This window comes from Mesorhizobium sp. M1252 (genome assembly GCF_040318265.1).
Taxonomy (GTDB): Bacteria; Pseudomonadota; Alphaproteobacteria; order Rhizobiales; family Rhizobiaceae; genus Mesorhizobium.
Window position 1 is genome coordinate 211,619 of record NZ_JAMYLX010000010.1, and the last position, 18,935, is coordinate 230,553.

At 63.8% G+C, this 18,935-nt stretch carries 21 protein-coding genes; 13 read left to right on the forward strand and 8 right to left on the reverse strand.

From position 1 onward, the window contains the following. Positions 1-92: 92 nt before the first annotated feature. The 4 genes from NKH22_RS21200 to NKH22_RS21215 form a co-directional block, all read right to left on the reverse strand. Positions 93-965 carry an MBL fold metallo-hydrolase gene (locus NKH22_RS21200; protein WP_023693670.1) on the reverse strand — a complete coding sequence of 291 codons (873 nt, stop codon included), beginning with the start codon at positions 963-965 and terminating at the stop codon, positions 93-95. 145 nt (positions 966-1,110) lie between these two features. Continuing rightward, on the reverse strand, positions 1,111-1,770 hold the full coding sequence (locus NKH22_RS21205; RefSeq protein WP_023693669.1) for a peroxiredoxin: 660 nt from the start codon (positions 1,768-1,770) through the stop codon (positions 1,111-1,113). Between the two features lie 190 nt (positions 1,771-1,960). Beyond that, positions 1,961-2,326: a cell division protein ZapA gene (locus NKH22_RS21210; protein WP_023670127.1), complete on the reverse strand. Its 366-nt coding sequence runs from the start codon at positions 2,324-2,326 to the stop codon at positions 1,961-1,963. Between the two features lie 12 nt (positions 2,327-2,338). Next, positions 2,339-2,611, reverse strand: coding sequence for a DUF4164 domain-containing protein (locus NKH22_RS21215; RefSeq protein WP_023670128.1), 273 nt, complete (start codon positions 2,609-2,611; stop codon positions 2,339-2,341). Between the two features lie 273 nt (positions 2,612-2,884). On the opposite strand from NKH22_RS21215, the gene tkt reads away from it, so the two are divergent. The 8 genes from tkt to NKH22_RS21255 all read left to right on the forward strand — a co-directional run bounded on the left by tkt (position 2,885) and on the right by NKH22_RS21255 (position 12,666). Then, positions 2,885-4,876, forward strand: a complete 1,992-nt coding sequence (gene tkt, locus NKH22_RS21220) for a transketolase (protein ID WP_023822276.1) — start codon at positions 2,885-2,887, stop codon at positions 4,874-4,876. Between the two features lie 155 nt (positions 4,877-5,031). Beyond that, positions 5,032-6,042, forward strand: coding sequence for a type I glyceraldehyde-3-phosphate dehydrogenase (gap, locus tag NKH22_RS21225; RefSeq protein WP_023683984.1), 1,011 nt, complete (start codon positions 5,032-5,034; stop codon positions 6,040-6,042). A 205-nt stretch (positions 6,043-6,247) separates the two neighbouring features. Then, positions 6,248-8,134 (forward strand): potassium/proton antiporter, encoded by a 1,887-nt coding sequence (locus tag NKH22_RS21230; RefSeq protein WP_023690089.1) that lies wholly within the window; start codon positions 6,248-6,250, stop codon positions 8,132-8,134. Positions 8,135-8,279: 145 nt separating this feature from the next. Continuing rightward, positions 8,280-9,482: a phosphoglycerate kinase gene (locus NKH22_RS21235; protein WP_023822277.1), complete on the forward strand. Its 1,203-nt coding sequence runs from the start codon at positions 8,280-8,282 to the stop codon at positions 9,480-9,482. A gap of 120 nt (positions 9,483-9,602) precedes the next feature. Beyond that, complete coding sequence (locus NKH22_RS21240) at positions 9,603-10,628, forward strand: class I fructose-bisphosphate aldolase (RefSeq protein WP_023822278.1); 1,026 nt, start codon at positions 9,603-9,605, stop codon at positions 10,626-10,628. Positions 10,629-10,802: 174 nt separating this feature from the next. Then, complete coding sequence (locus NKH22_RS21245; RefSeq protein ID WP_023822279.1) at positions 10,803-11,543, forward strand: DUF899 domain-containing protein; 741 nt, start codon at positions 10,803-10,805, stop codon at positions 11,541-11,543. A 63-nt stretch (positions 11,544-11,606) separates the two neighbouring features. Then, positions 11,607-12,320 carry an SGNH/GDSL hydrolase family protein gene (locus NKH22_RS21250; RefSeq protein WP_352910828.1) on the forward strand — a complete coding sequence of 238 codons (714 nt, stop codon included), beginning with the start codon at positions 11,607-11,609 and terminating at the stop codon, positions 12,318-12,320. Positions 12,321-12,333: 13 nt separating this feature from the next. Continuing rightward, entirely contained in the window at positions 12,334-12,666 is a 333-nt protein-coding gene (locus NKH22_RS21255) for a hypothetical protein (RefSeq protein ID WP_155921656.1), read from the forward strand. A 9-nt stretch (positions 12,667-12,675) separates the two neighbouring features. Here NKH22_RS21255 and NKH22_RS21260 read toward each other — a convergent pair whose 3' ends face one another. Beyond that, positions 12,676-12,837 carry a hypothetical protein gene (locus NKH22_RS21260; protein WP_023683991.1) on the reverse strand — a complete coding sequence of 54 codons (162 nt, stop codon included), beginning with the start codon at positions 12,835-12,837 and terminating at the stop codon, positions 12,676-12,678. Positions 12,838-13,041: 204 nt separating this feature from the next. Here NKH22_RS21260 and NKH22_RS21265 point away from each other — a divergent pair, with 204 nt between their 5' ends. The 3 genes from NKH22_RS21265 (at position 13,042) to NKH22_RS21275 (ending at position 14,651) form a co-directional block, all read left to right on the forward strand. Next, positions 13,042-13,212, forward strand: a complete 171-nt coding sequence (locus tag NKH22_RS21265) for a hypothetical protein (RefSeq protein WP_023670139.1) — start codon at positions 13,042-13,044, stop codon at positions 13,210-13,212. Between the two features lie 182 nt (positions 13,213-13,394). Next, positions 13,395-13,805 (forward strand): hypothetical protein, encoded by a 411-nt coding sequence (locus NKH22_RS21270; protein ID WP_031198616.1) that lies wholly within the window; start codon positions 13,395-13,397, stop codon positions 13,803-13,805. A gap of 126 nt (positions 13,806-13,931) precedes the next feature. Then, complete coding sequence (locus NKH22_RS21275) at positions 13,932-14,651, forward strand: helix-turn-helix transcriptional regulator (RefSeq protein ID WP_023683994.1); 720 nt, start codon at positions 13,932-13,934, stop codon at positions 14,649-14,651. Positions 14,652-14,714: 63 nt separating this feature from the next. Here the strand turns inward: NKH22_RS21275 and NKH22_RS21280 are convergent, their stop codons facing one another. The 3 genes from NKH22_RS21280 to NKH22_RS21290 form a co-directional block, all read right to left on the reverse strand. Beyond that, complete coding sequence (locus NKH22_RS21280) at positions 14,715-15,407, reverse strand: DUF1013 domain-containing protein (RefSeq protein WP_023670142.1); 693 nt, start codon at positions 15,405-15,407, stop codon at positions 14,715-14,717. A gap of 326 nt (positions 15,408-15,733) precedes the next feature. After that, positions 15,734-15,874, reverse strand: coding sequence for a DUF1127 domain-containing protein (locus NKH22_RS21285; protein WP_023670143.1), 141 nt, complete (start codon positions 15,872-15,874; stop codon positions 15,734-15,736). A gap of 356 nt (positions 15,875-16,230) precedes the next feature. Beyond that, positions 16,231-17,241, reverse strand: a complete 1,011-nt coding sequence (locus NKH22_RS21290; RefSeq protein WP_031198618.1) for an NAD(P)H-quinone oxidoreductase — start codon at positions 17,239-17,241, stop codon at positions 16,231-16,233. Positions 17,242-17,377: 136 nt separating this feature from the next. On the opposite strand from NKH22_RS21290, the gene NKH22_RS21295 reads away from it, so the two are divergent. Further along, positions 17,378-17,572: a DUF1192 domain-containing protein gene (locus tag NKH22_RS21295; RefSeq protein WP_023670145.1), complete on the forward strand. Its 195-nt coding sequence runs from the start codon at positions 17,378-17,380 to the stop codon at positions 17,570-17,572. A 96-nt stretch (positions 17,573-17,668) separates the two neighbouring features. After that, a complete protein-coding gene (locus NKH22_RS21300) occupies positions 17,669-18,907 on the forward strand; it encodes an MFS transporter (RefSeq protein ID WP_023683997.1) in 1,239 nt (412 codons plus the stop codon). Positions 18,908-18,935: the final 28 nt, after the last annotated feature.

Below are 18,935 nucleotides of genomic sequence, written 5' to 3' on the forward strand. Positions count from 1 at the left end.
TCGGCGGTTAGCGAAAGTCGGGCAACAGCTGATCTCCCCCCTTGAGGGGGAGATTGGCAGCTTCGGCGACGGCGCCTACAGCATGAACCGATCTACAGCCCATCCAGCGGAAACTTGAGATACCTTCGGCCATTGGCCTCCGGTTCCGGCAGCCGTCCACCATTCATGTTGACCTGCAGCGCATGCAGGATCAACCGCGGCATCGGCAGTGTCTTGTCGCGCGCTTCGCGCAAGTCGACGAACTCGGCTTCGCTGCGCGCCGCAACGAGGTGGATATTCTTTGCCCTCTGCTCGGCGACCGTGCTCTCCCAGCACGGCTCGCGGCCGCCGGCCTGATAGTCGTGGCCGACGAACACGCGCGTATCGTCCGGCAGCGCCAGAATGCCCTCAATCGAATGCCACAGCCGCGCGGCACTGCCGCCGGGAAAGTCCGTCCTTGCCGAGCCGCTGTCGGGCATGAACAGCGTGTCGTGGACGAAGGCGGCGTCGCCGATGACAAAGGTGATCGAGGCGAGCGTGTGGCCGGGCGAGAACAGCACCTTGACCGGCAGGTTGCCGATCATGAACGTTTCGCCTTCCCCAAACAGCCGGTCCCACTGCGAGCCGTCTGCGGGGAAATCCGGCCAGTTGTAGATCGCCTTCCACAGCGCCTGGACTTCGATGATCCTGTCGCCGATCGCCGTCGGCGCGCCGGTCTTTTCCCGGAGATAGTGCGCCGCCGAGAAATGATCGGCATGCGGATGGGTGTCCAGGATCCACTCGAGCTCCAGCCCGTTTTCGCGGATAAAATCCAGCAAGGCGTCGGCATTCTTGGTCGCCGTCGCGCCGGATTTTTCGTCGAAATCGAGGATCGGGTCGATGACGGCGCAGCGTCTCGTCACCGGGTCGGTGACGACATACTGGATGGCGCCGGTCTGCTTGTCGTAGAAGCCGGCGACCTCAGGTTTGGCCGAAGCGATGTCCAATGTCCGGCCCCCCTGCCCCTTGCCCGACAGGAACCGTTTTCTCCGTCGGGTTGAACAAGAGCATGGTCATCTGGCAAAGCGCGCCGGTCAAGCACGCCTTGCCACAAATAGGACTGAAGCCCCAAATAGCTCCGACGGAGAAAACCTAGGCTGACGGCTGCTTGGTCTTCCTGAGATAGGGCAGGATCGTCTCGAAAGCGCCAAAACGCTTGACCGCATCTTCGTTCGAAACCGCGGCGGTGATGATCACATCCTCGCCCTGCTTCCAGTTGGCCGGCGTCGCCACCTGGTGCTTGGCCGTCAGCTGCATGGAATCGACCGCGCGCAGGATCTCGTCGAAGTTGCGGCCCGTCGTCATCGGGTAAGTCAGCACCAGCTTGATCTTCTTGTCCGGCCCGATGACATAGACCGAGCGCACCGTGGCGTTGTCGGCCGGCGTGCGGCCGTCCGACGTCTCGCCGGCGCCCGCCGGCAGCATGTCATAAAGCTTGGCCACCTTGAGGTCCTTGTCGCCGATCAGCGGGTAGTTCACCGTCTGGCCGGTCGCCGTCTTGATGTCGGCCTGCCACTTGTCGTGGCTCGCAACGGGATCGACGGAAATGCCGATGACCTTGACGTTGCGCTTCTTGAACTCGCCTTCGAGCCCCGCCATCGTGCCCAGCTCGGTGGTGCAGACCGGGGTGAAATTCTTCGGATGGCTGAACAGGATCGCCCAGCCGTCGCCGATCCAGTCATGAAACTTGATCGGCCCTTGCGTGGTCTCGGCGGTGAAGTCCGGCGCGATGTCGTTGATACGAAGGCTCATGGCGTTATTTCCCCAGCAACAGATTTCGTCAGGAGCGGCCGTGGACGGCGTCAACGCTCCGGCATTCCCGCATCTTAGCGCAAAAATCGCGGCTGCAGGACAATAGGAAACTATTATTGGCGACGGAACGAGCACTTTCGTTCTACGGACCGACGTTGGGCCGACAATCTTTCGTTTGTGCGGGGAAGGCTCAGGCCTTGTTGACCGCCAGCGACGTGGCCAGGTCTTCCATGCGCTGGGCGAGCGCGCCGAGCGCGCTGGTCAGCACGGTGTCGTTCTTGTCGGCCTTGGTCAGCGCTTCGTCGCGCGTCTTGCGCAGCGTCTGCACTTCGGTCTCCATGCCCTTGACCCGCTTCTGCAGCTCCGAAAGCTCGTCCATCACCATGATGCCGGCCATCACCGTCAGCCGCTGGTCGCCGATCTCGCCGAACGAATCCTTCAGATGCGAGACATAACGGTCGAACCGCTCGGCGAGGTCGATCAGGTGCTCTTCCTGACCCTCGTCGCAAGCCATGCGATACTGCTTGCCGTCGATGGAAACCGTGACCTGTGCCATGGCCTGCAGCTCCTACCTGTCCAGCACCGCGCGGATGGTTTCCATGGCGGTCACCAAGCGGCGCGACACTTCCTTGTTGGCATCTTCCAGCCGTTCGGCGCGGGCTTCGGAATTGTCGAGTTCCTGCGCCAGCCGTGAACGGTCGGCGTTCATGCGCTGCACCTCAGCCTCGGCTTCGGAATAGTCGCGCTCGTGCTCGAGCTTGGCCGCGACGGCGTTTTCCAGCCCCTCGATGGCCTTGCCCAGCCTGTGGATGACTTCCTTGAGTGTGGTTTCGCCGGTCATGGCCTTCGTCCTGTGCCCTGCCCATCACCGAATCGCTTCGCGTTCAGAACGCGTTAACAAGGAAACATTAGGCACCGGGTGAAGGCAAGGTCAACAAAGCTCTCGCGACTGTCCCCCGCTAACGCTAATGTAGGTCGCCCCATAAGGTCTCAAAGCCTTCACAAGACCGGCAAATGTGCAGCCGATTTGTTGACTAAAAGCCCGTGGCTGCTATGTGTCGCGCACTCTTTCCTGGGCTCTGCCAAGCCCACAAATCCCCACCCCGGAGGTACCATGACGTCGCGTGAACAACATGACCGGATGGCCAATGCGATCCGTTTTCTCTCCATGGACGCCGTCGAGAAGTCCCAGTCCGGCCATCCCGGCCTGCCCATGGGCTGCGCCGACATCGCCACAGTGCTGTTCACCCGCTTCCTGAAATATGATCCGAAGAACCCCCATTGGCCGGACCGCGACCGCTTCATCCTGTCGGCCGGCCATGGTTCGATGCTGCTCTACTCGCTGCTGCATCTGACCGGTTACGAGGACATGACCCTCGACCAGATCAAGCATTTCCGCCAGCTGGGTTCCAAGACCGCCGGCCATCCCGAATACGGCCATGCCACCGGCATCGAGACGACGACCGGCCCGCTCGGCCAGGGTCTCGCCAATTCGGTCGGCTTCGCGCTCGGCGAGCGCATCATGAACGCCGCCTTCGGCAACGACCTCGTCGACCACTACACCTATGTGCTGGCCGGCGACGGCTGCCTGATGGAAGGTGTTTCCCAGGAAGCCATCGCGCTGGCCGGCCACCTCAAGCTCAACAAGCTGATCGTCTTCTGGGACAACAACAACATCTCGATCGACGGTCCGGTTTCGCTTGCCGACAACACCGACCAGGTCGCCCGCTTCCAGGCCTCGGGCTGGAACGCCAGCCACATTGACGGCACCGACCCCGAGGCGATCGCCTACGCCATCGAAGCCGCCCGCCATTCCGACAAGCCGACGATGATCGCCTGCAAGACGACCATCGGCTTCGGCGCCCCGACCAAGGCCGGCACCAACAAGGCGCACGGTTCGCCGCTCGGCGCCGACGAGATCGCAGGCGCGCGGAAATTCTTCAACTGGGACTCGCCGCCCTTCGAAATTCCGGCCGACATTCTCGACGCCTGGCGCACCGCCGGCAAGGCCGGCGTCAAGCCGCGCACCGACTGGGAAGGCCGCCTGGCCAAGGCCAAGCCTGAGTTGAAGGCCGAGTTCGAGCGCCGCCTCGCCGGCAAGCTGCCGTCGAATTTCGATGCCGTCATTGCCGACTACAAGAAGAAGCTGTCGGCCGACAAGCCGAAGGTCGCCACCCGCAAATCGTCGGAAATGGCGCTGGAAGTCATCAATGGCGCGGTGCCGGAAACCATCGGCGGCTCTGCCGACCTCACCGGCTCCAACAACACCAAGACCAGCCAGACCAAGAACATCACGCCGGACGATTACGGCCAGCGCTATGTCCACTACGGCATCCGCGAGCATGGCATGGCGGCCGCCCTCAACGGCCTGACGCTGCATGGCGGCCTCATCGCCTATGGTGGCACCTTCATGTGCTTCTCCGACTATGCCCGTCCGTCGATGCGGCTGGCGTCGCTGATGGGCATCCGCTCGATCTTCGTCATGACCCATGATTCGATCGGTTTGGGCGAAGACGGCCCGACCCACCAGCCGGTCGAGCACCTGGCGGCGCTCCGCGCCATCCCCAACCACAATGTCTTCCGCCCGGCCGACGCGGTGGAAACCGCCGAATGCTGGCAGATCGCCATTGGATCGGAAAAGACCCCGTCCACCCTGGCGCTGACCCGTCAGAACCTGCCGACGGTGCGCACCGAGCACTCGGCCAGGAACCTCAGCAGCCAAGGCGCCTATGAACTGGCCGCGGCGAGCGGCGAAGCGGCGGTGACGATCTTCGCCACCGGCTCCGAGGTCGAGATCGCGCTCGGCGCCCGTGATTTGCTTGAAAAGCATGGGCACCCGACCCGCGTCGTCTCGGTGCCTTGCTTCGAACTGTTCGACCAGCAGAGCGACGCCTACCGCAAGGAGACGATCGGCAACGCGCCGATCAAGATGGCGATCGAGGCCGGCATCCGCCAGGGCTGGGATCACCTGATCGGCTCCAACGGCATCTTCATCGGCATGACCGGCTTCGGCGCTTCCGGCACCATCGAGCAGCTCTACCCGCATTTCGGCATCACCGCCGAAGCCGCGGCCAAGGCGGCGGAAGCCCGCCTGCACGGCAAGTAAGATCAGGGTCAGTCCCGCGCACCTCCAAGGCGGATTCGCGGGGCTGGACCAACCTAATCGATTTAAATTCGGCCTTCTGCGGCTGGATTCTTGTGCCATCCGCCGCTATGAAGCTGCGGACCCATCTGCCGCCTCCAGCTCCCAGGGAGAGTAAAATGACCGTCAGAGTTGCCATCAACGGATTTGGCCGCATCGGCCGCAACATCCTGCGCGCCATCCATGAATCCGGCCGCAAGGATATCGACGTGGTCGCCGTCAACGACCTCGGCCCGGTTGAGACCAACGCGCATCTGCTGCGCTATGACAGCGTGCACGGCCGCTTCCCGCACGAAGTGTCGGTCTCGGGCGACCAGATCACCGTCGGCAAGGAGACCTTCAAGGTCACCGCGATCAAGGACCCGGCGCAACTGCCGTGGAAGGAACTCGGCATCGACATCGCGCTCGAATGCACCGGCATCTTCACCGCCCGCGACAAGGCTGCCGCGCATTTGACCGCCGGCGCCAAGCGCGTCGTGGTCTCCGCGCCTGCCGAAGGTGCTGACCTCACCGTCGTCTACGGCATCAACCACGACAAGCTGACCAAGGACCACATCGTCATCTCGAATGCGTCCTGCACCACCAACTGCCTGGCGCCGCTGGCCGCAGTGCTGCACGAGACCGTCGGCATCGAAAAGGGCATGATGACGACGATCCACTCCTACACCGGCGACCAGCCGACGCTGGACACCATGCACAAGGATCTCTACCGCGGCCGCGCGGCTGCCCTGTCGCAGATCCCGACCTCGACCGGTGCGGCCAAGGCGATCGGCCTGGTGCTGCCCGACCTCAAGGGCAAGCTCGACGGCATCTCGATCCGCGTGCCGACCCCCAACGTCTCGGTTGTCGACTTCAAGTTCATCGCCAAGCGCGCCACCACCGTGCAGGAGATCAACGAAGCGGTGATCGCTGCCTCCAACGGCAAGCTCAAGGGCATTCTCGGCGTCACCCATCATCCGAATGTGTCGATCGACTTCAACCACGATCCGCGCTCGTCGATCCTGGCGCTCGACCAGACCAAGGTCATGGACGGCAACTTCGTTTCGGTGCTGTCCTGGTACGACAATGAGTGGGGCTTCTCCAACCGCATGGCCGACACCTCGGTCGCCTTCGGCAAGACCATCGCCTGACCTGAAGGCATCGTCTCGCAGCTTCGAACGCCCGGCTTGTCCGGGCGTTTTTCGTCAGGGCGGCGGGCAACGCGCGCCAAGCCGCCAAACGCCGGAAAATCAGCGGCATCAGGCAAAAAGCCATCCTTGCGCCTTGCACCGGCCATGCCTTCGCCCCACTCTCCCGTGAATCGGTAGAAAGAGGAATTCGAGGGGCAAATCACGGATGGAGCATGCGATCTATCTCGTCACGCTGGTCGGCACAGCGCTAGTCGTCGCCGCAGCGTTCTCGAGCCTGATCGCCTTCCGCTTCGGCGCCCCTTTGCTGCTGCTCTTCCTCTGCATCGGCCTCGCCAGCGGCGTCGATGGTCTCGGCATCGAATTCGACAATGCGCGCGTGGCATATTTTGCCGGCTCGCTGGCGCTGGCGGTCATCCTGTTCGATTCCGGTTTCGGCACGCCGCTCAACGCGCTGCGCCAGGCGGCCGGACCGGCGGTGTCGCTGGCGACCTTCGGCGTAATCCTGACCACTGGCCTGTTCGGCGCCGCCGCCTATTACCTGCTCGACCTCAGCTGGCTGGAATCCTTCCTGCTTGGAGCTGCCGTCGCCTCGACCGATGCGGCTGCGGTGTTCTTCCTGCTGCGCGCCGGCGAAATCAATCTGCGCGAGCGCGTGCGCGCGACACTGGAAGTCGAATCCGGCACCAACGACCCGATCGCCATCTTCCTGACCATCACGCTGGTCGAGATCATCGCCGCCCACGCCAATCCCGAGACCCATGTGCTGGTCACCGACCTGATCCTCGGCTTCCTCCTCAATATGGGGCTCGGCGCCGTCGTCGGCGTGCTTGGCGGGCTCGGCATCGTGCGCCTCGTCGACCGGCTCAACCTCGACCATGGCTTGCTGCCGATCTTCGTGCTGACCCTGTCACTGATGGTGTTCGCCGCCGCCGGCGCCATTGGCGGCTCGGGCTTCCTGGCGGTCTATCTCGCCGGGCTGATTGCCGGCAACTCCGACATCCGCGCCGTCACCATCCTGAAGCGCTTCCAGGACGGCATGTCGTGGCTGGCACAGATCATCATGTTCCTGATCCTCGGCCTGTTCGCGACACCCTCGCAGTTTCCGGCGATCATGGTGCCGGCGGTGCTGCTCGGCCTGTTCCTGATGTTTGTCGCGCGCCCTGTCGCCGTCTGGCTCTGCCTGATCCCGTTCCGCCTGCCGCGTCCCGAGATCGCCTTCGTCTCCTGGGTCGGCCTGCGCGGCGCCGTGTCCATCCTGCTTGCCATCACCCCACTGCTCGGCGGACTGGAGAACGGCCGCACCATCTTCAACGTCGCCTTCATCATCGTGCTGGTATCGCTGGTGGTGCAGGGCTGGTCGGTCGGTCCGCTGGCGCGCCGGCTCGGCCTGATCGTGCCGGCGAGGCTCGGGCCGCTCGACAAGGTCGAACTCGAACTGCCGGGCTCCGCCCACCACGAACTGCTCGCCTACCGCGTCGCGCCCGGCAGCCCGGTGGCGCGCGGCGAGCGCATCCCGCGCTGGGCACGGCCCTCGCTGGTGCTGCGCGACGGCCGCTCGATGCGTTTCCAGGACATGGGCCGGCTCGCGGCCGGCGACCAGGTCTACATCTTCGTGCCCGACCGCTATCCGCGCCTGCTTGACAAGCTGTTTGCCAGCCGCGCCGTAGTCGACCCCGAGGATGCCGACTTCTTCGGCGCCTTTGCCGTCGATCCCGCCCGCTCGGCCGCAGAGCTCGAGGCCGCATACACTCCGGGATTGAGCGAAGCCGAGCAGAAGCTCACCGTCGGCGCGCTGGTGACGGCGCGGCTCGGCGGCCATGCCGAATATGCCGACCGGGTGCTGATCGGCCCGATCGAATTGATCGTCCGCGACGTCGACGACAAGGGCAAGATCACCGGTCTCGGCCTCTCCTTCGAGCCGACCGCGCCGGTGGCGCGGGTTCCGGTGTTCCTGAGCGCCGGCGAGATCGGCGATCGGGTCTCCGCCTTCATCCGCAACTGGCACCAGCCGACCGAGACGCAGACTGCAGAGGCGATAGCCAATGAGAAGGCCCTTGAGCCGACGGCGGAAAAGATAACGACCGAAGGCTGACAAGCGATCGGTTCACGCTGACGTCCCGCATCATCACGACAGCCTTCGCCTTGATCTCAAAATTTAGCTCGCACCCCGGCTCAAGCCTTGCATCGTCATCGATGCGAGGTATGGTCCCGGCGATTTTTCACGGAAAGGTATCAGCATGGCCGCCTTCAAGACACTCGACGATATCGGCAATATCAGCGGCAAGCGCGTGCTGGTGCGCGTCGACCTCAACGTGCCCGTCGCCGACGGCAAGGTCACCGACGCCACCCGCATCGAACGCATCGCGCCGACCATCGCCGAACTGTCCGGCAAGGGCGCCAAGGTCATCCTGCTCGCGCATTTCGGCCGCCCGAAGGATGGTCCCTCGCCCGAATTCTCGCTGGAGCCGATCGCCAAGGCTGCCGCGGAGGTGCTTGGCCGCCCCGTCGGCTTTGCCGGCGACTGCGTCGGCGACACGGCGGGCAGTGCGGTCGCCGCCATGAACAAGGGCGATGTGCTGCTGCTGGAAAACACCCGCTTCCACAAGACCGAGGAGAAGAACGACCCGGCCTTCACAGAGCGGCTCGCCGCCAATGGCGATATCTTCGTCAACGACGCCTTTTCCGCCGCCCACCGGGCGCACTCCTCGACCGAAGGCCTGGCGCGGCTGTTGCCGTCCTATGCCGGCCGCACCATGCAGGCCGAGCTCGAGGCGCTGGAGAAGGGGCTCGGCAATCCGGTCCGCCCTGTCGTCGCCATTGTCGGCGGCGCCAAGGTGTCGACCAAGATCGACCTGTTGATGAACCTGGTGAAGAAGGTCGACGCGCTGGTGATCGGCGGCGGCATGGCCAACACTTTTCTCGCCGCGCGTGGCACCGCTGTCGGCAAGTCGCTGTGCGAGCATGACCTTGCCGCGACCGCCAAGCAGATCATGATCGAGGCCGCCGAAGCCGGCTGCGCCATCATCCTGCCTGTCGACGGTGTCGTCGCCAAGGAATTCAAGGCGGGCGCGGCCAGCGAGACCGTTGCCATTGCGGATGTCCCGGCTGACGGCATGATCCTCGATGTCGGCGAAAAGACCGTGAAGACGATCGTTGAATGGATCGACCGCGCCGCGACCCTCGTCTGGAACGGCCCACTTGGCGCCTTCGAGATCGAGCCTTTCGACCACGCCACGGTGGCTGCGGCCAGGCACGCGGCGGCCCGCACCAGGGCCGGCAAGCTGGTCTCGGTCGCCGGTGGCGGCGACACGGTGGCCGCCCTCAACCATGCCGGCGTCGCCGACGACTTCACCTATGTCTCGACCGCCGGTGGCGCTTTCCTGGAATGGATGGAAGGCAAGCCGCTGCCCGGCGTCGACGTGCTGAAGAAGCAGGCCTGATCGGACGAGGGCGTCAAACGAGGCGCTGGAAACTTTCAATCGATTCGAGCTTTCCGATGCCATTCCTTTGGCGGTAGACTTCCCTTAAGCGCGGAACAACACCGTCAAGGAGAAGCAAAAATGAGCGAACGTCTCGAAGACATTGCCGCCGCGATGGTGGCCGGCGGCAAGGGCCTGCTGGCCGCCGATGAGAGCTCCGGCACCATCAAGAAGCGCTTCGACGTCATCGGCGTCGAATCGACCGCCGATAGCCGCCGCGACTACCGCGAGATGATGTTCCGCGCCAAGGACGCGATGACGAAGTACATCTCCGGCGTCATTCTCTACGACGAGACCATCCGTCAGAAGGCTGCCGACGGCACGCCTCTGGTCGACATCATCAAGGCGGCGGGCGCCATTCCCGGCATCAAGGTCGATGCCGGCGCCAAGCCGCTGGCCGGCTTTCCCGGCGATACCGTTACCGAAGGCCTCGACGGCTTGCGCGAGCGGCTCGCGGATTATTACAAGCTCGGCGCCCGCTTCGCCAAATGGCGCGCGGTGATCGACATCGACACCGGCAAGGGCGTGCCCTCGGTCAATTCGATTGCCTCCAACGCCCATGCGCTGGCCCGCTATGCCGCACTGTGCCAGGAGGCCGGCATCGTGCCGATCGTCGAACCGGAAGTGCTGATGGACGGCGCGCACGACATCGACACCTGCTACGACATCTCGAAGGCAACGCTGATCAAGCTCTATGACGAGCTGCATGCGGCGCGCGTTGTGCTGGAAGGCACCATCCTGAAGCCGAACATGGTGCTGGCCGGCAGGAAGTCGGGCAAGGTGAGCAGCCCCGAAGAGGTCGCGGAAAAGACCATAAAACTGTTCCGCGAAACCGTACCGGCAGCGGTGCCGGGCATCGCCTTCCTTTCGGGCGGGCAGTCGGACGAGGAGGCGACCGCCAACCTCAACGCCATCAACGCCATCGGGCCGCATCCGTGGAAGCTGACCTTCTCCTATGGCCGCGCCTTGCAGGCCGCCCCGCAAAAGGCCTGGAGCGGCAAGGCATCGAACGTCGCCGCCGGCCAGGCCGCCTTCACCCATCGTGCCCACATGAACCATCTGGCGGCGCTGGGACGATGGACGGCGAGCCTCGAACAGGCCGCCTGAGCGCAGTCCTCCCGTTGTCATACAACCCGGGCCGATGCGCCCGGGTTTTGTTTATGACAAGGCGGGCTTGGGACGGAGTTCGCCCATCCTTATCTCCTTTTCGGCAAAAGCTGACGGCGATGTCGGTTCCTGCCCACCCCGAACGTCCTTGGGTGAACAGACAGGGAGAACTTCATGACTCGCAACAAGGTGGTTTCGCGTGAAGACTGGTTTGAGGCGCACAAGGCGCATCTGGCGCGCGAGAAGGAATTGACCCGGTTGCGCGAGCGCATCGCCGCCGAGCGGCGTGAACTGCCCTGGATGAAAATCCGCAAGGACTATGTCTTCGAGACCGAGCAGGATCCGAAGAACCTGGCCGGACTGTTCGGCGCCAACAGCCAGCTCATCGTGTACCACTTCATGATGACGCCAGGGTCGGATCATCGCTGCGAAGGGTGCTCCTTCCTTGCCGACCATATAGACGGCGCTGATCAGCATCTCAGGCACCACGACGTGTCGCTGGTGGTCGTTGCGCGCGCGCCGCTGGCGGAACTGCTGCCTTACAAGCAGCGTATGGGCTGGAAATTCGACTGGGTGTCGTCCTACGCCTCGGATTTCAACTTCGACATGCAGGTCTCCTTCACCGACAAGCAGATCGCGGCCGGCGACACCACCTACAATTTCGAGACGCGTCCGCGCACGTCAAAGGACCTTCCCGGCACCAGTGTTTTCTACAAGGAAGAGAACGGCGACATATTCCTTACCTTTATGTCGCGCGCCCGCGGCGGCGAGGCCCAGATCGGCACTTACGACTATCTCGACATGACACCGAAGGGCCGCGGCGAAAATGGCCCTTATCATAGCCTGATGGACTGGGTGCGGCTGCATGACGAATATCAGGACAAGCAGGCGGACAAGCCGAACTGCTGCGACTAGAAGCTCGTTCACCCCAGGCGAAACTTGCGCTAAGGCTGCCCCTGATCTCTAAACGATATCGCCATGCGCTTCCCGGCCCTTCTCACCTGGCTTGCCTACCCCGTTTATGTCTGGCAAGGGCTCGGCGTGCGCCGCCGCACCACCCGCATGCTGCCGGCACAAGGGCCGGTGATGCATGAGATATCCGGCAAGCCGCCGGCGATCTCGCTGCTGGTGCTGGGGGATTCCTCCGCCGCCTCGGTCGGCATCGGCAATTCCGAGGACGGGCTTGCCGCGCAGCTTGCCATGCTGATCGCAAAACGAACCGGCCTTGCCGTGCGCTGGCGCGCCGCCGGCTTCAACTCGGCAACGTCGGGCCAGATCCGCGACCACGTCCTGCCCAATCTGTCGTCCGATCCGTGGACGCACATCGTGCTCGCCATCGGCACCAACGACACCAAGAATTTCCACTCGGTACCGCGCTTCAAGAAGGAGTTCGGTGGCCTGCTCTACGCCCTGCGTGCCAAATGGCCGGAGGCGCGCGTGGTGTGGTCGCCGGTGCTGGAGTTCACCCGCGCGCCGGCCATGCCGCCGCTGCTCGGCAAGATACTCGAAATCCGCGCTACCGCAATGAACCGCATGGGCGAGCGCCTCTGTTTCGAGCGCGGCGCCGTGCCGGCGCCACGGCTGCCGATCACCAACCCTGAGGCCGGCTTTGCCTCCGATGGCTTTCATGCCTCGGAAGCCGGTTACCGCGCCTGGGCCGAACATCTGGTCGGATGGGTGCTCGCCGATTGACCTGAGGGGGCACATGCTCGGACTGGTGGGCTTCAGAGAACTGACGCGAGTATTTCCAAATACTGTTGATTGCAGCCTGCTTCCAATGGATCTGAGCCAGAATATCATCCAGCAGCAATGGATGAGCTACGGCCTGGATTCCGAAACCGGCAACGACACCTGCACGCTGACCGGCAACCGCGCCGAATCGAGCAAGCATGTCATTCCGGCCGGCCCGGCCAACGCCACGCCTTTTATTGCGGCGAACCTGCCGGAATTCATGACGACGCGCGGTGGCGATTACTTCTTCGTGCCCAGCCTCAACGCCATCCGGATGATTGCCATGGGAACGGTGGACCCGACCTGACCCTCAAGGCTATGCCCAGTGCCCCAGCGCACCCGCCAGCGCGATGGCCGCCATGGCGATCAGGGCCAGCTTCCAGAAATCGCCGCGCCGCTTCAGGCCCGGCCAGCCGAGCGGCTTGATCAGCTGAATGGCCATCATGCCGATGATGACGAGCGCGAGGAGTTTCGACATGCCCGCCTTTGAGCAGCATCGCGACAGGCTGTCAAAGCGGTTCTTGCATGGTCTCGGTCGACTTGGCCATTCCTGACAAAAGGCTCGTTTCCGAACCGACCGCCAAGCACCTCGCAGCTTTCTTCAACGAGCTGACATGCTCCTGACAGACTGCTGTCAGGAGGGGTATGCGATAGTGTCTCCATCAGAGAAGAGGAGATGGTCATGAACAGCTTTGGTATTTTGAACAGCGTACAGCACTATGTCGGCAAGATCCGCACGATGCGCAATGAAGTCCGTACCCAGCGCTTCCTGAACTCCTTGCCGGCGGACATCCGCAAGGACATTGGCTGGCCGGATATGTATGAGGGTCACAGCCGCATTCGCGAGATCTGAGGCGTTTTACATGACAATGCTTGGATGCGGACCCCGCAACGCCCGGATCATTGACATGGACCCCCGGGCGGCGACGCCTTGGGCTGGCGCAAAGACTTTTGGCGCCTGCTACGGACAATGCTGAAGGCTCCTGACAGAATGCTGTCAGGAGCACCATGCCATAAACGTGTCAGGAGACATGAATGGTGAAAAGCTGGAACGACAGGCTGAACACGCCGGGCGTCAACGGCGTGAAGCCGACGCCACGCACAATGGGCGACGTCGTCGAGGGCCAGCCGATGCTGGTGCCGACGGCCCGTCAGGTCGATGATTTCATCCGCACGATCCCCAACGGCCTCGAGATGGATGTACACGCCTTGCGCACCGCGCTCGCCATCGAGCATGGGGCGCAAGTGACATGTCCGGTCACCATCGGCTATCATCTGCGAACCGTCGCCGAAGCCGCCAATGAGGATCTCGAACGCGGCATGACGCTGAACGATATCACGCCGTACTGGCGTGTGCTCGACGTGAACACGCCGACAACGAAGAAGTTGTCCTTCGGCGCGGAATTCGTCGCCGTGCAGCGCAAGCGCGAAGGACTTAAACCATAATGCGTGTCGCCCAAAAGTGCGCAGCGGTTTTTGGGAGAACGACAAGCATAAAACAGGACATGGATGTCACCCGGAACCGGTTTTGGGACCATGACATTCATCGACAAGCAGCCGAGGGACCATACGATGCGACGTGCCGACAGGCTCTTTCAGATCGTGCAGCATCTGCGTGGCGGCCGGCTGGTCACCGCCCAGAAGCTCGGCACATGGCTCGAGGTTTCCGAGCGGACCATCTACCGCGATATCGCCGATTTGCAGTCGACCGGAGTGCCGATCGACGGCGAGGCCGGCGTCGGCTACATGATGAGGGAGGGTTTCGACCTTCCGCCGCTGATGTTCACGCGTGACGAAATCGTCGCGCTGGTCGCCGGCGCCCGCATGGTGCGGGCCTTTGGCGGCGCGGCCATGGCGCGTGCGGCCGACGAGGCGCTGGTCAAGATCGGCGCCGTCCTGCCCGACGCTGAGAAGGACCGCATCGCCCGCACCGAGATCCACACGCCGATGTGGGTGGTGAGCGACGCCGCGCGTGAGGCGATCGACGTGATCGAGCGCGCTGTCGAGAAGCGACAGGTGCTGACCATCGACTACCGCGACGAGGCCGGCCGCGGCACCGGGCGCGACATCCGCCCGCTCGGCCTTTGGTTCTGGGGCAAGGTATGGACGCTGGTTGCCTGGTGCGAGATGCGCGACGATTTCCGCGCCTTCCGCATCGACCGCATCGCCTCGGTGGTCATTGCCGGCCGCATCTTCAAGCCGGAGCGCGGCAAGCAGCTCGCCGATTTCTACCGCGCGGTCGAGCGCAGCGAGGATTATGGCATGACGCCGGACCGGGCGGCGCGCAGCTGAGATTTCGACAATCAGTTAAAAAGCCCGCTCGAAGCGGGCTTTTTTGTTGAACTGTCGCAAACCTCACTCGTCGTCCGCATCTTCCTTCTTGGACTTGAGCGCCGAGAGCTTGGCGAACACGGCGTTTGCGTCGAGCTCGGCATCCTCGTCCTTCGGCTTCTCCGGCGCCGGCACCAGGCGCTCGGTCACGGCAGCCGGCAGCAGCGTGTCGCCGACAGGCTGCGCCTGCTCGCGGCCGCGCGAGGCGCGGTTGACTTCCATGTCGAGGTCGATCTGCGAAGCGAGACCCAGCGTCACCGGGTCCATCGGCTGCAGATTGGCCGAATTCCAGTGCTTGCGCTCGCGGATCTGTTCGATCGTCGACTTGGTCGTGCCGACCAGGCGCGAAATCTGCGCGTCCTTCAATTCCGGATGGTTGCGGACCAGCCACAGGATGGCGTTGGGCCGGTCCTGGCGCTTCGACAGCGGTGTGTAGCGGGGACCCTTGCGCTTGGATTCCGGCACCCGCACCTTGGGGTCGGACAGTTTCAGGCGCTGGTTCGGATCCTTCTCGGCGCGCGCGATCTCGTCGCGGGTCAGCTGTCCGGTCATGATCGGATCCATGCCCTTGATGCCCTGCGCCGATTCGCCGTCGGCGATCGCCTTGACCTCGAGCGGATGCAACCCGCAGAACTGCGCGATCTGCTCGAAGGAAAGCGCGGTGTTGTCGACCAGCCAGACGGCGGTCGCCTTGGGCATCAGCAGCGTATTGGCCATTTCAAAAATCCTTCTCGTTCGCCCGCGTTCCCGCGCGGGCGGTGGTTTAGAGCCACCAAAATGGGAAATTCGCGGCCTGTATAACCGCTCCGCTGCCGTTTCGCAATGTTTTTGGCGCAGGGCGCAGCCGTCGGACACCGGACAGCGGGGGAGGCCAGGAGGACCTCGGCTCCGGCGATCATTGATGCCGAGTTGTACAGGGGGTCCAAAACGACAAAACCCGCCGGACAGGGTCCAGCGGGTTCGGAACCGGCGACGGGATACCGTCTGCGGCGGCTCTTGCTTCTGCCGCGTGGTCAGGCCTCATCGGCCGACCAGGCTTCGAATTAGATGGCCTTGCGGGCAATCCTCTCGATGTCGCCGCGGCTGATGCCGAGGTCGCTGAGCTGACGGGCGTTGAGCTTGTTCAGCTCGCGCACGGTTTCGTTGTACATACGCCAGTTACGGAAAGCGCGGATCGGGTTCATGGTTGTCCTCCAGTTGTTGGATCAAATCGTTTCGATGACGCTTAGATAGGCAGTGCTGCCCACGAATTGAACAGACGTCTTTGCATAGCCGCAATGCAAATGCTGCATTGCAGCATTAAGCTTCTGTTCATCTTGCCGACAGGCTGAGCGCGGAGCATGGCGCGAGGTTCAGGTCAGGCCGAGCCGAGAATGGCGGCTCCCGAGAACCGGAGCGGAGCGTACTTCAGTACGAAGCACCGGCCTACGCCGGCCGTAGCCTTAACTGCCGCAACCCCTCATGAGGGCTTCGGCCGGCGAAGGCCGGAAGCGCAGGGAGCCGCCATTCGCAGGCCGGCCTCACCTGAATCTCGCCCCATCTAGCCGACGTCGAGAACGATCTTGCCTATATGCTCGCCCTCTTCCATGCGCTCATGCGCCCGCCAGGCGTCGGTCAGCGGGAAGATCATGTCCATCACCGGCGCTACCTTCCGGGTGCCGAGCAGCGGCCACACCTGTGCTTCCAGTGCGGCGGCGAGCGCCGCCTTGAACTCGACCGTGCGAGGCCGCAGCGTCGAGCCGGTGTGGGTCAGCCGCTTGATCATGATTTTCGAGAAATCGGCGCTCGCCACCGCGCCGGCCTGGACGGCGATCTGGACGATCCTGCCCTCGACCGCGGCGGCCTCGTAGTTGCGCGCGATATAGTCGCCGCCGACCATGTCGAGAATGACGTCGGCCCCGTTGCCGCCGGTCGCATCCTTGACCGCCGCGACGAAATCCTCCTCGCGGTAGTTGATCGCCCGGTCGGCGCCGAGCTTCAGGCAGGCGTCGCATTTCTCCTTCGAGCCGGCGGTGGTGACGACATAGGCGCCGAAGGCCGACGCCAGCTGGATCGCCGTGGTGCCGATGCCCGATGAGCCGCCATGGACCAGCAGCGTCTCACCCTTTTTCAAGCCGCCGCGCTCGAACACATTGTGCCAGACGGTGAAATAGTTTTCCGGAACCGCGGCCGCCTCCGTGTGGGTGAAGCCGGCGGGCAGCGGCAGCACGCTGCCGGCATGAACCTTGACATATTCGGCATAACCGCCCCCCGGCGTCAGCGCGCAGACCCGGTCGCCGATGCGCCAGCGCGATATCTCGTCGCCAAGGGCGGCCACTTCGCCCGATGCCTCGAGACCGGGCAGGTCGGAAGCGCCGGGCGGCGCCGGATAGGCGCCCTTGCGCTGCTGCACGTCGGGGCGGTTGACGCCGGCCGCACGCACCCGGATCAGGATTTCGCCGGGACCAGGCACCGGCACGTCGCGCGTTTCCGGTTTCAGCACCCGCGGCCCGCCCGGTTGCGAGATTGCAATGGCCGTCATCGTGGCTGGAATTTTATGTCCGCTCGCCATGAAATTTCCCGTCTCGGTCCGCCGGCTGCCAGCTTCTTGCCGGCTGTTTGCATCTACGCCCCTGCCCTATGTATGCTGATTGCCGGATCAGGCAAATGGCCAAATCAGCCCCAATACTGAATAGGGAGGAGCGACGATGGCGATCTTCGACGACGAACCCAAGAAGAAAGCCCGCCCGCATGAGATCGGACAGGATCTGTCGCTGCTTTCGGTCGGTGACCTGACCGAACGGATCAGCATCCTGCGCGAGGAGATTGCCCGGCTCGAAGCCGAGCTCCAGACCAAGGGCAGCACCAAATCGGCGGCCGAAGCCCTGTTTCGCCGCGGCTAGTTTTCGCGTTAGTTTCGGCGTTGAGCATCCGCCGCCGAAAAGCCCGAATGCGCCTGTCTTCAGACCCCGCCACCGAATCTCCAGACGGATCAAACAATGTTTGCAAGCTACAGGCCGATCCTCTCGCTGCTTCGCGGCACCGCTTTCCTGCTCGCGGCTTCGGGATTGCACGGCCTGTTGTTGCCGTTGCGCGGCCAGCTCGAAGGGTTTTCGACCGCATCGCTCGGCCTGATGGGCACGGCCTGGGCCGGTGGCTTCGTCACCGGCTGCTTCTTCGCACCGCGCCTGGTGCGCCGCGCCGGCCACGTCCGGGCGTTCGGCGCCTTTGCCGCTTCGGGCGCCATCGTGGCGTTGCTTACCGGCCTGATCATCGACGAATATGTCTGGATCCTGCTGCGCGCCTTCACCGGCTTCACCATGGCCGGAGCCTTCATGGTCATCGAAAGCTGGCTGAACGAGAAGGCCACCAACGAGAACCGCGGCACCGTCTTCGGCCTCTACATGATGGTCACCTATGCCTCGATCATGGGCGGCCAGATGATCGTTGCCGGCGGCGACGTCAGATCGGCATCGCTGTTCATGATCACCGGCATATTGTTCTGCCTGTCGCTGATCCCGACCGCGGTGTCGTCGGCTTCGTCTCCCAAGCCTTTGCAGGACGTCAAGCTCGACGTCAAAGGTCTCTACGCCAACTCGCCGGTGTCGGCGATCGCCTGCCTGTTGGTCGGCATCGCCAATGGCGCCTGGGGCACGCTTGGCGCCGTCTACGGCGCCCGTATCGGCATCTCCACCGCCCAGATCGCACTGATGATGAGCCTTGTCGTTATTGCCGGCGCGGCCATGCAGCTTCCGGCCGGACGCCTCTCCGACAAGACCGACCGCCGTTTCGTGCTGGCGGGCGCGGCTTTCGGCGCCGCACTGTTCGCCATCCTGATCTTCCTGTTCGAACCGCGTTCCGCCGTCCTCGTCATTGTCTTCGCCGCCGCCTACGGCGCCTTTGCCTACACGCTCTATTCGATCGCCGTGGCGCATGCCAACGACCACGCCCGATCGGAGGATTTCGTCAAGGTCTCGGGCGGCCTGCTGCTTCTGTATGGCTTCGGAACCATGATCGGGCCCTTGCTGGCTGCCGCCCTGATGGGCTGGCTCCGCCCCGAAGGCCTGTTCCTGGCCACCGCGCTGGCGCATCTCAGCCTCGCCGCCTACACGCTGCTGCGCATCAGCCGCCGCGCGCCGGTGCCTATCGAAGACCGCGACGCCTTCAAGACCCAGCCGGCCGATCGCTCGGTCACCCCTGAAGCACTGCGGCTCAGAAAAGCGGAAGCCGACGGTTGAGATTTGAAAAGCTTTGCCCCACAAGTAT

Excerpts from the sequence above, each read along its gene's own strand:
- NKH22_RS21205 (WP_023693669.1), bottom strand. The coding sequence starts at position 1,770 with ATGAGCCTTCGTATCAACGACATCGCGCCGGACTTCACCGCCGAGACC.
- NKH22_RS21210 (WP_023670127.1), bottom strand. The coding sequence starts at position 2,326 with ATGGCACAGGTCACGGTTTCCATCGACGGCAAGCAGTATCGCATGGCT.
- NKH22_RS21215 (WP_023670128.1), bottom strand. The coding sequence starts at position 2,611 with ATGACCGGCGAAACCACACTCAAGGAAGTCATCCACAGGCTGGGCAAG.
- tkt (WP_023822276.1), top strand. The coding sequence starts at position 2,885 with ATGACGTCGCGTGAACAACATGACCGGATGGCCAATGCGATCCGTTTT.
- gap (WP_023683984.1), top strand. The coding sequence starts at position 5,032 with ATGACCGTCAGAGTTGCCATCAACGGATTTGGCCGCATCGGCCGCAAC.
- NKH22_RS21230 (WP_023690089.1), top strand. The coding sequence starts at position 6,248 with ATGGAGCATGCGATCTATCTCGTCACGCTGGTCGGCACAGCGCTAGTC.
- NKH22_RS21235 (WP_023822277.1), top strand. The coding sequence starts at position 8,280 with ATGGCCGCCTTCAAGACACTCGACGATATCGGCAATATCAGCGGCAAG.
- NKH22_RS21240 (WP_023822278.1), top strand. The coding sequence starts at position 9,603 with ATGAGCGAACGTCTCGAAGACATTGCCGCCGCGATGGTGGCCGGCGGC.
- NKH22_RS21245 (WP_023822279.1), top strand. The coding sequence starts at position 10,803 with ATGACTCGCAACAAGGTGGTTTCGCGTGAAGACTGGTTTGAGGCGCAC.
- NKH22_RS21250 (WP_352910828.1), top strand. The coding sequence starts at position 11,607 with ATGCGCTTCCCGGCCCTTCTCACCTGGCTTGCCTACCCCGTTTATGTC.
- NKH22_RS21255 (WP_155921656.1), top strand. The coding sequence starts at position 12,334 with ATGCTCGGACTGGTGGGCTTCAGAGAACTGACGCGAGTATTTCCAAAT.
- NKH22_RS21260 (WP_023683991.1), bottom strand. The coding sequence starts at position 12,837 with ATGTCGAAACTCCTCGCGCTCGTCATCATCGGCATGATGGCCATTCAG.
- NKH22_RS21265 (WP_023670139.1), top strand. The coding sequence starts at position 13,042 with ATGAACAGCTTTGGTATTTTGAACAGCGTACAGCACTATGTCGGCAAG.
- NKH22_RS21270 (WP_031198616.1), top strand. The coding sequence starts at position 13,395 with ATGGTGAAAAGCTGGAACGACAGGCTGAACACGCCGGGCGTCAACGGC.
- NKH22_RS21275 (WP_023683994.1), top strand. The coding sequence starts at position 13,932 with ATGCGACGTGCCGACAGGCTCTTTCAGATCGTGCAGCATCTGCGTGGC.
- NKH22_RS21280 (WP_023670142.1), bottom strand. The coding sequence starts at position 15,407 with ATGGCCAATACGCTGCTGATGCCCAAGGCGACCGCCGTCTGGCTGGTC.
- NKH22_RS21285 (WP_023670143.1), bottom strand. The coding sequence starts at position 15,874 with ATGAACCCGATCCGCGCTTTCCGTAACTGGCGTATGTACAACGAAACC.
- NKH22_RS21290 (WP_031198618.1), bottom strand. The coding sequence starts at position 17,241 with ATGGCGAGCGGACATAAAATTCCAGCCACGATGACGGCCATTGCAATC.
- NKH22_RS21295 (WP_023670145.1), top strand. The coding sequence starts at position 17,378 with ATGGCGATCTTCGACGACGAACCCAAGAAGAAAGCCCGCCCGCATGAG.
- NKH22_RS21300 (WP_023683997.1), top strand. The coding sequence starts at position 17,669 with ATGTTTGCAAGCTACAGGCCGATCCTCTCGCTGCTTCGCGGCACCGCT.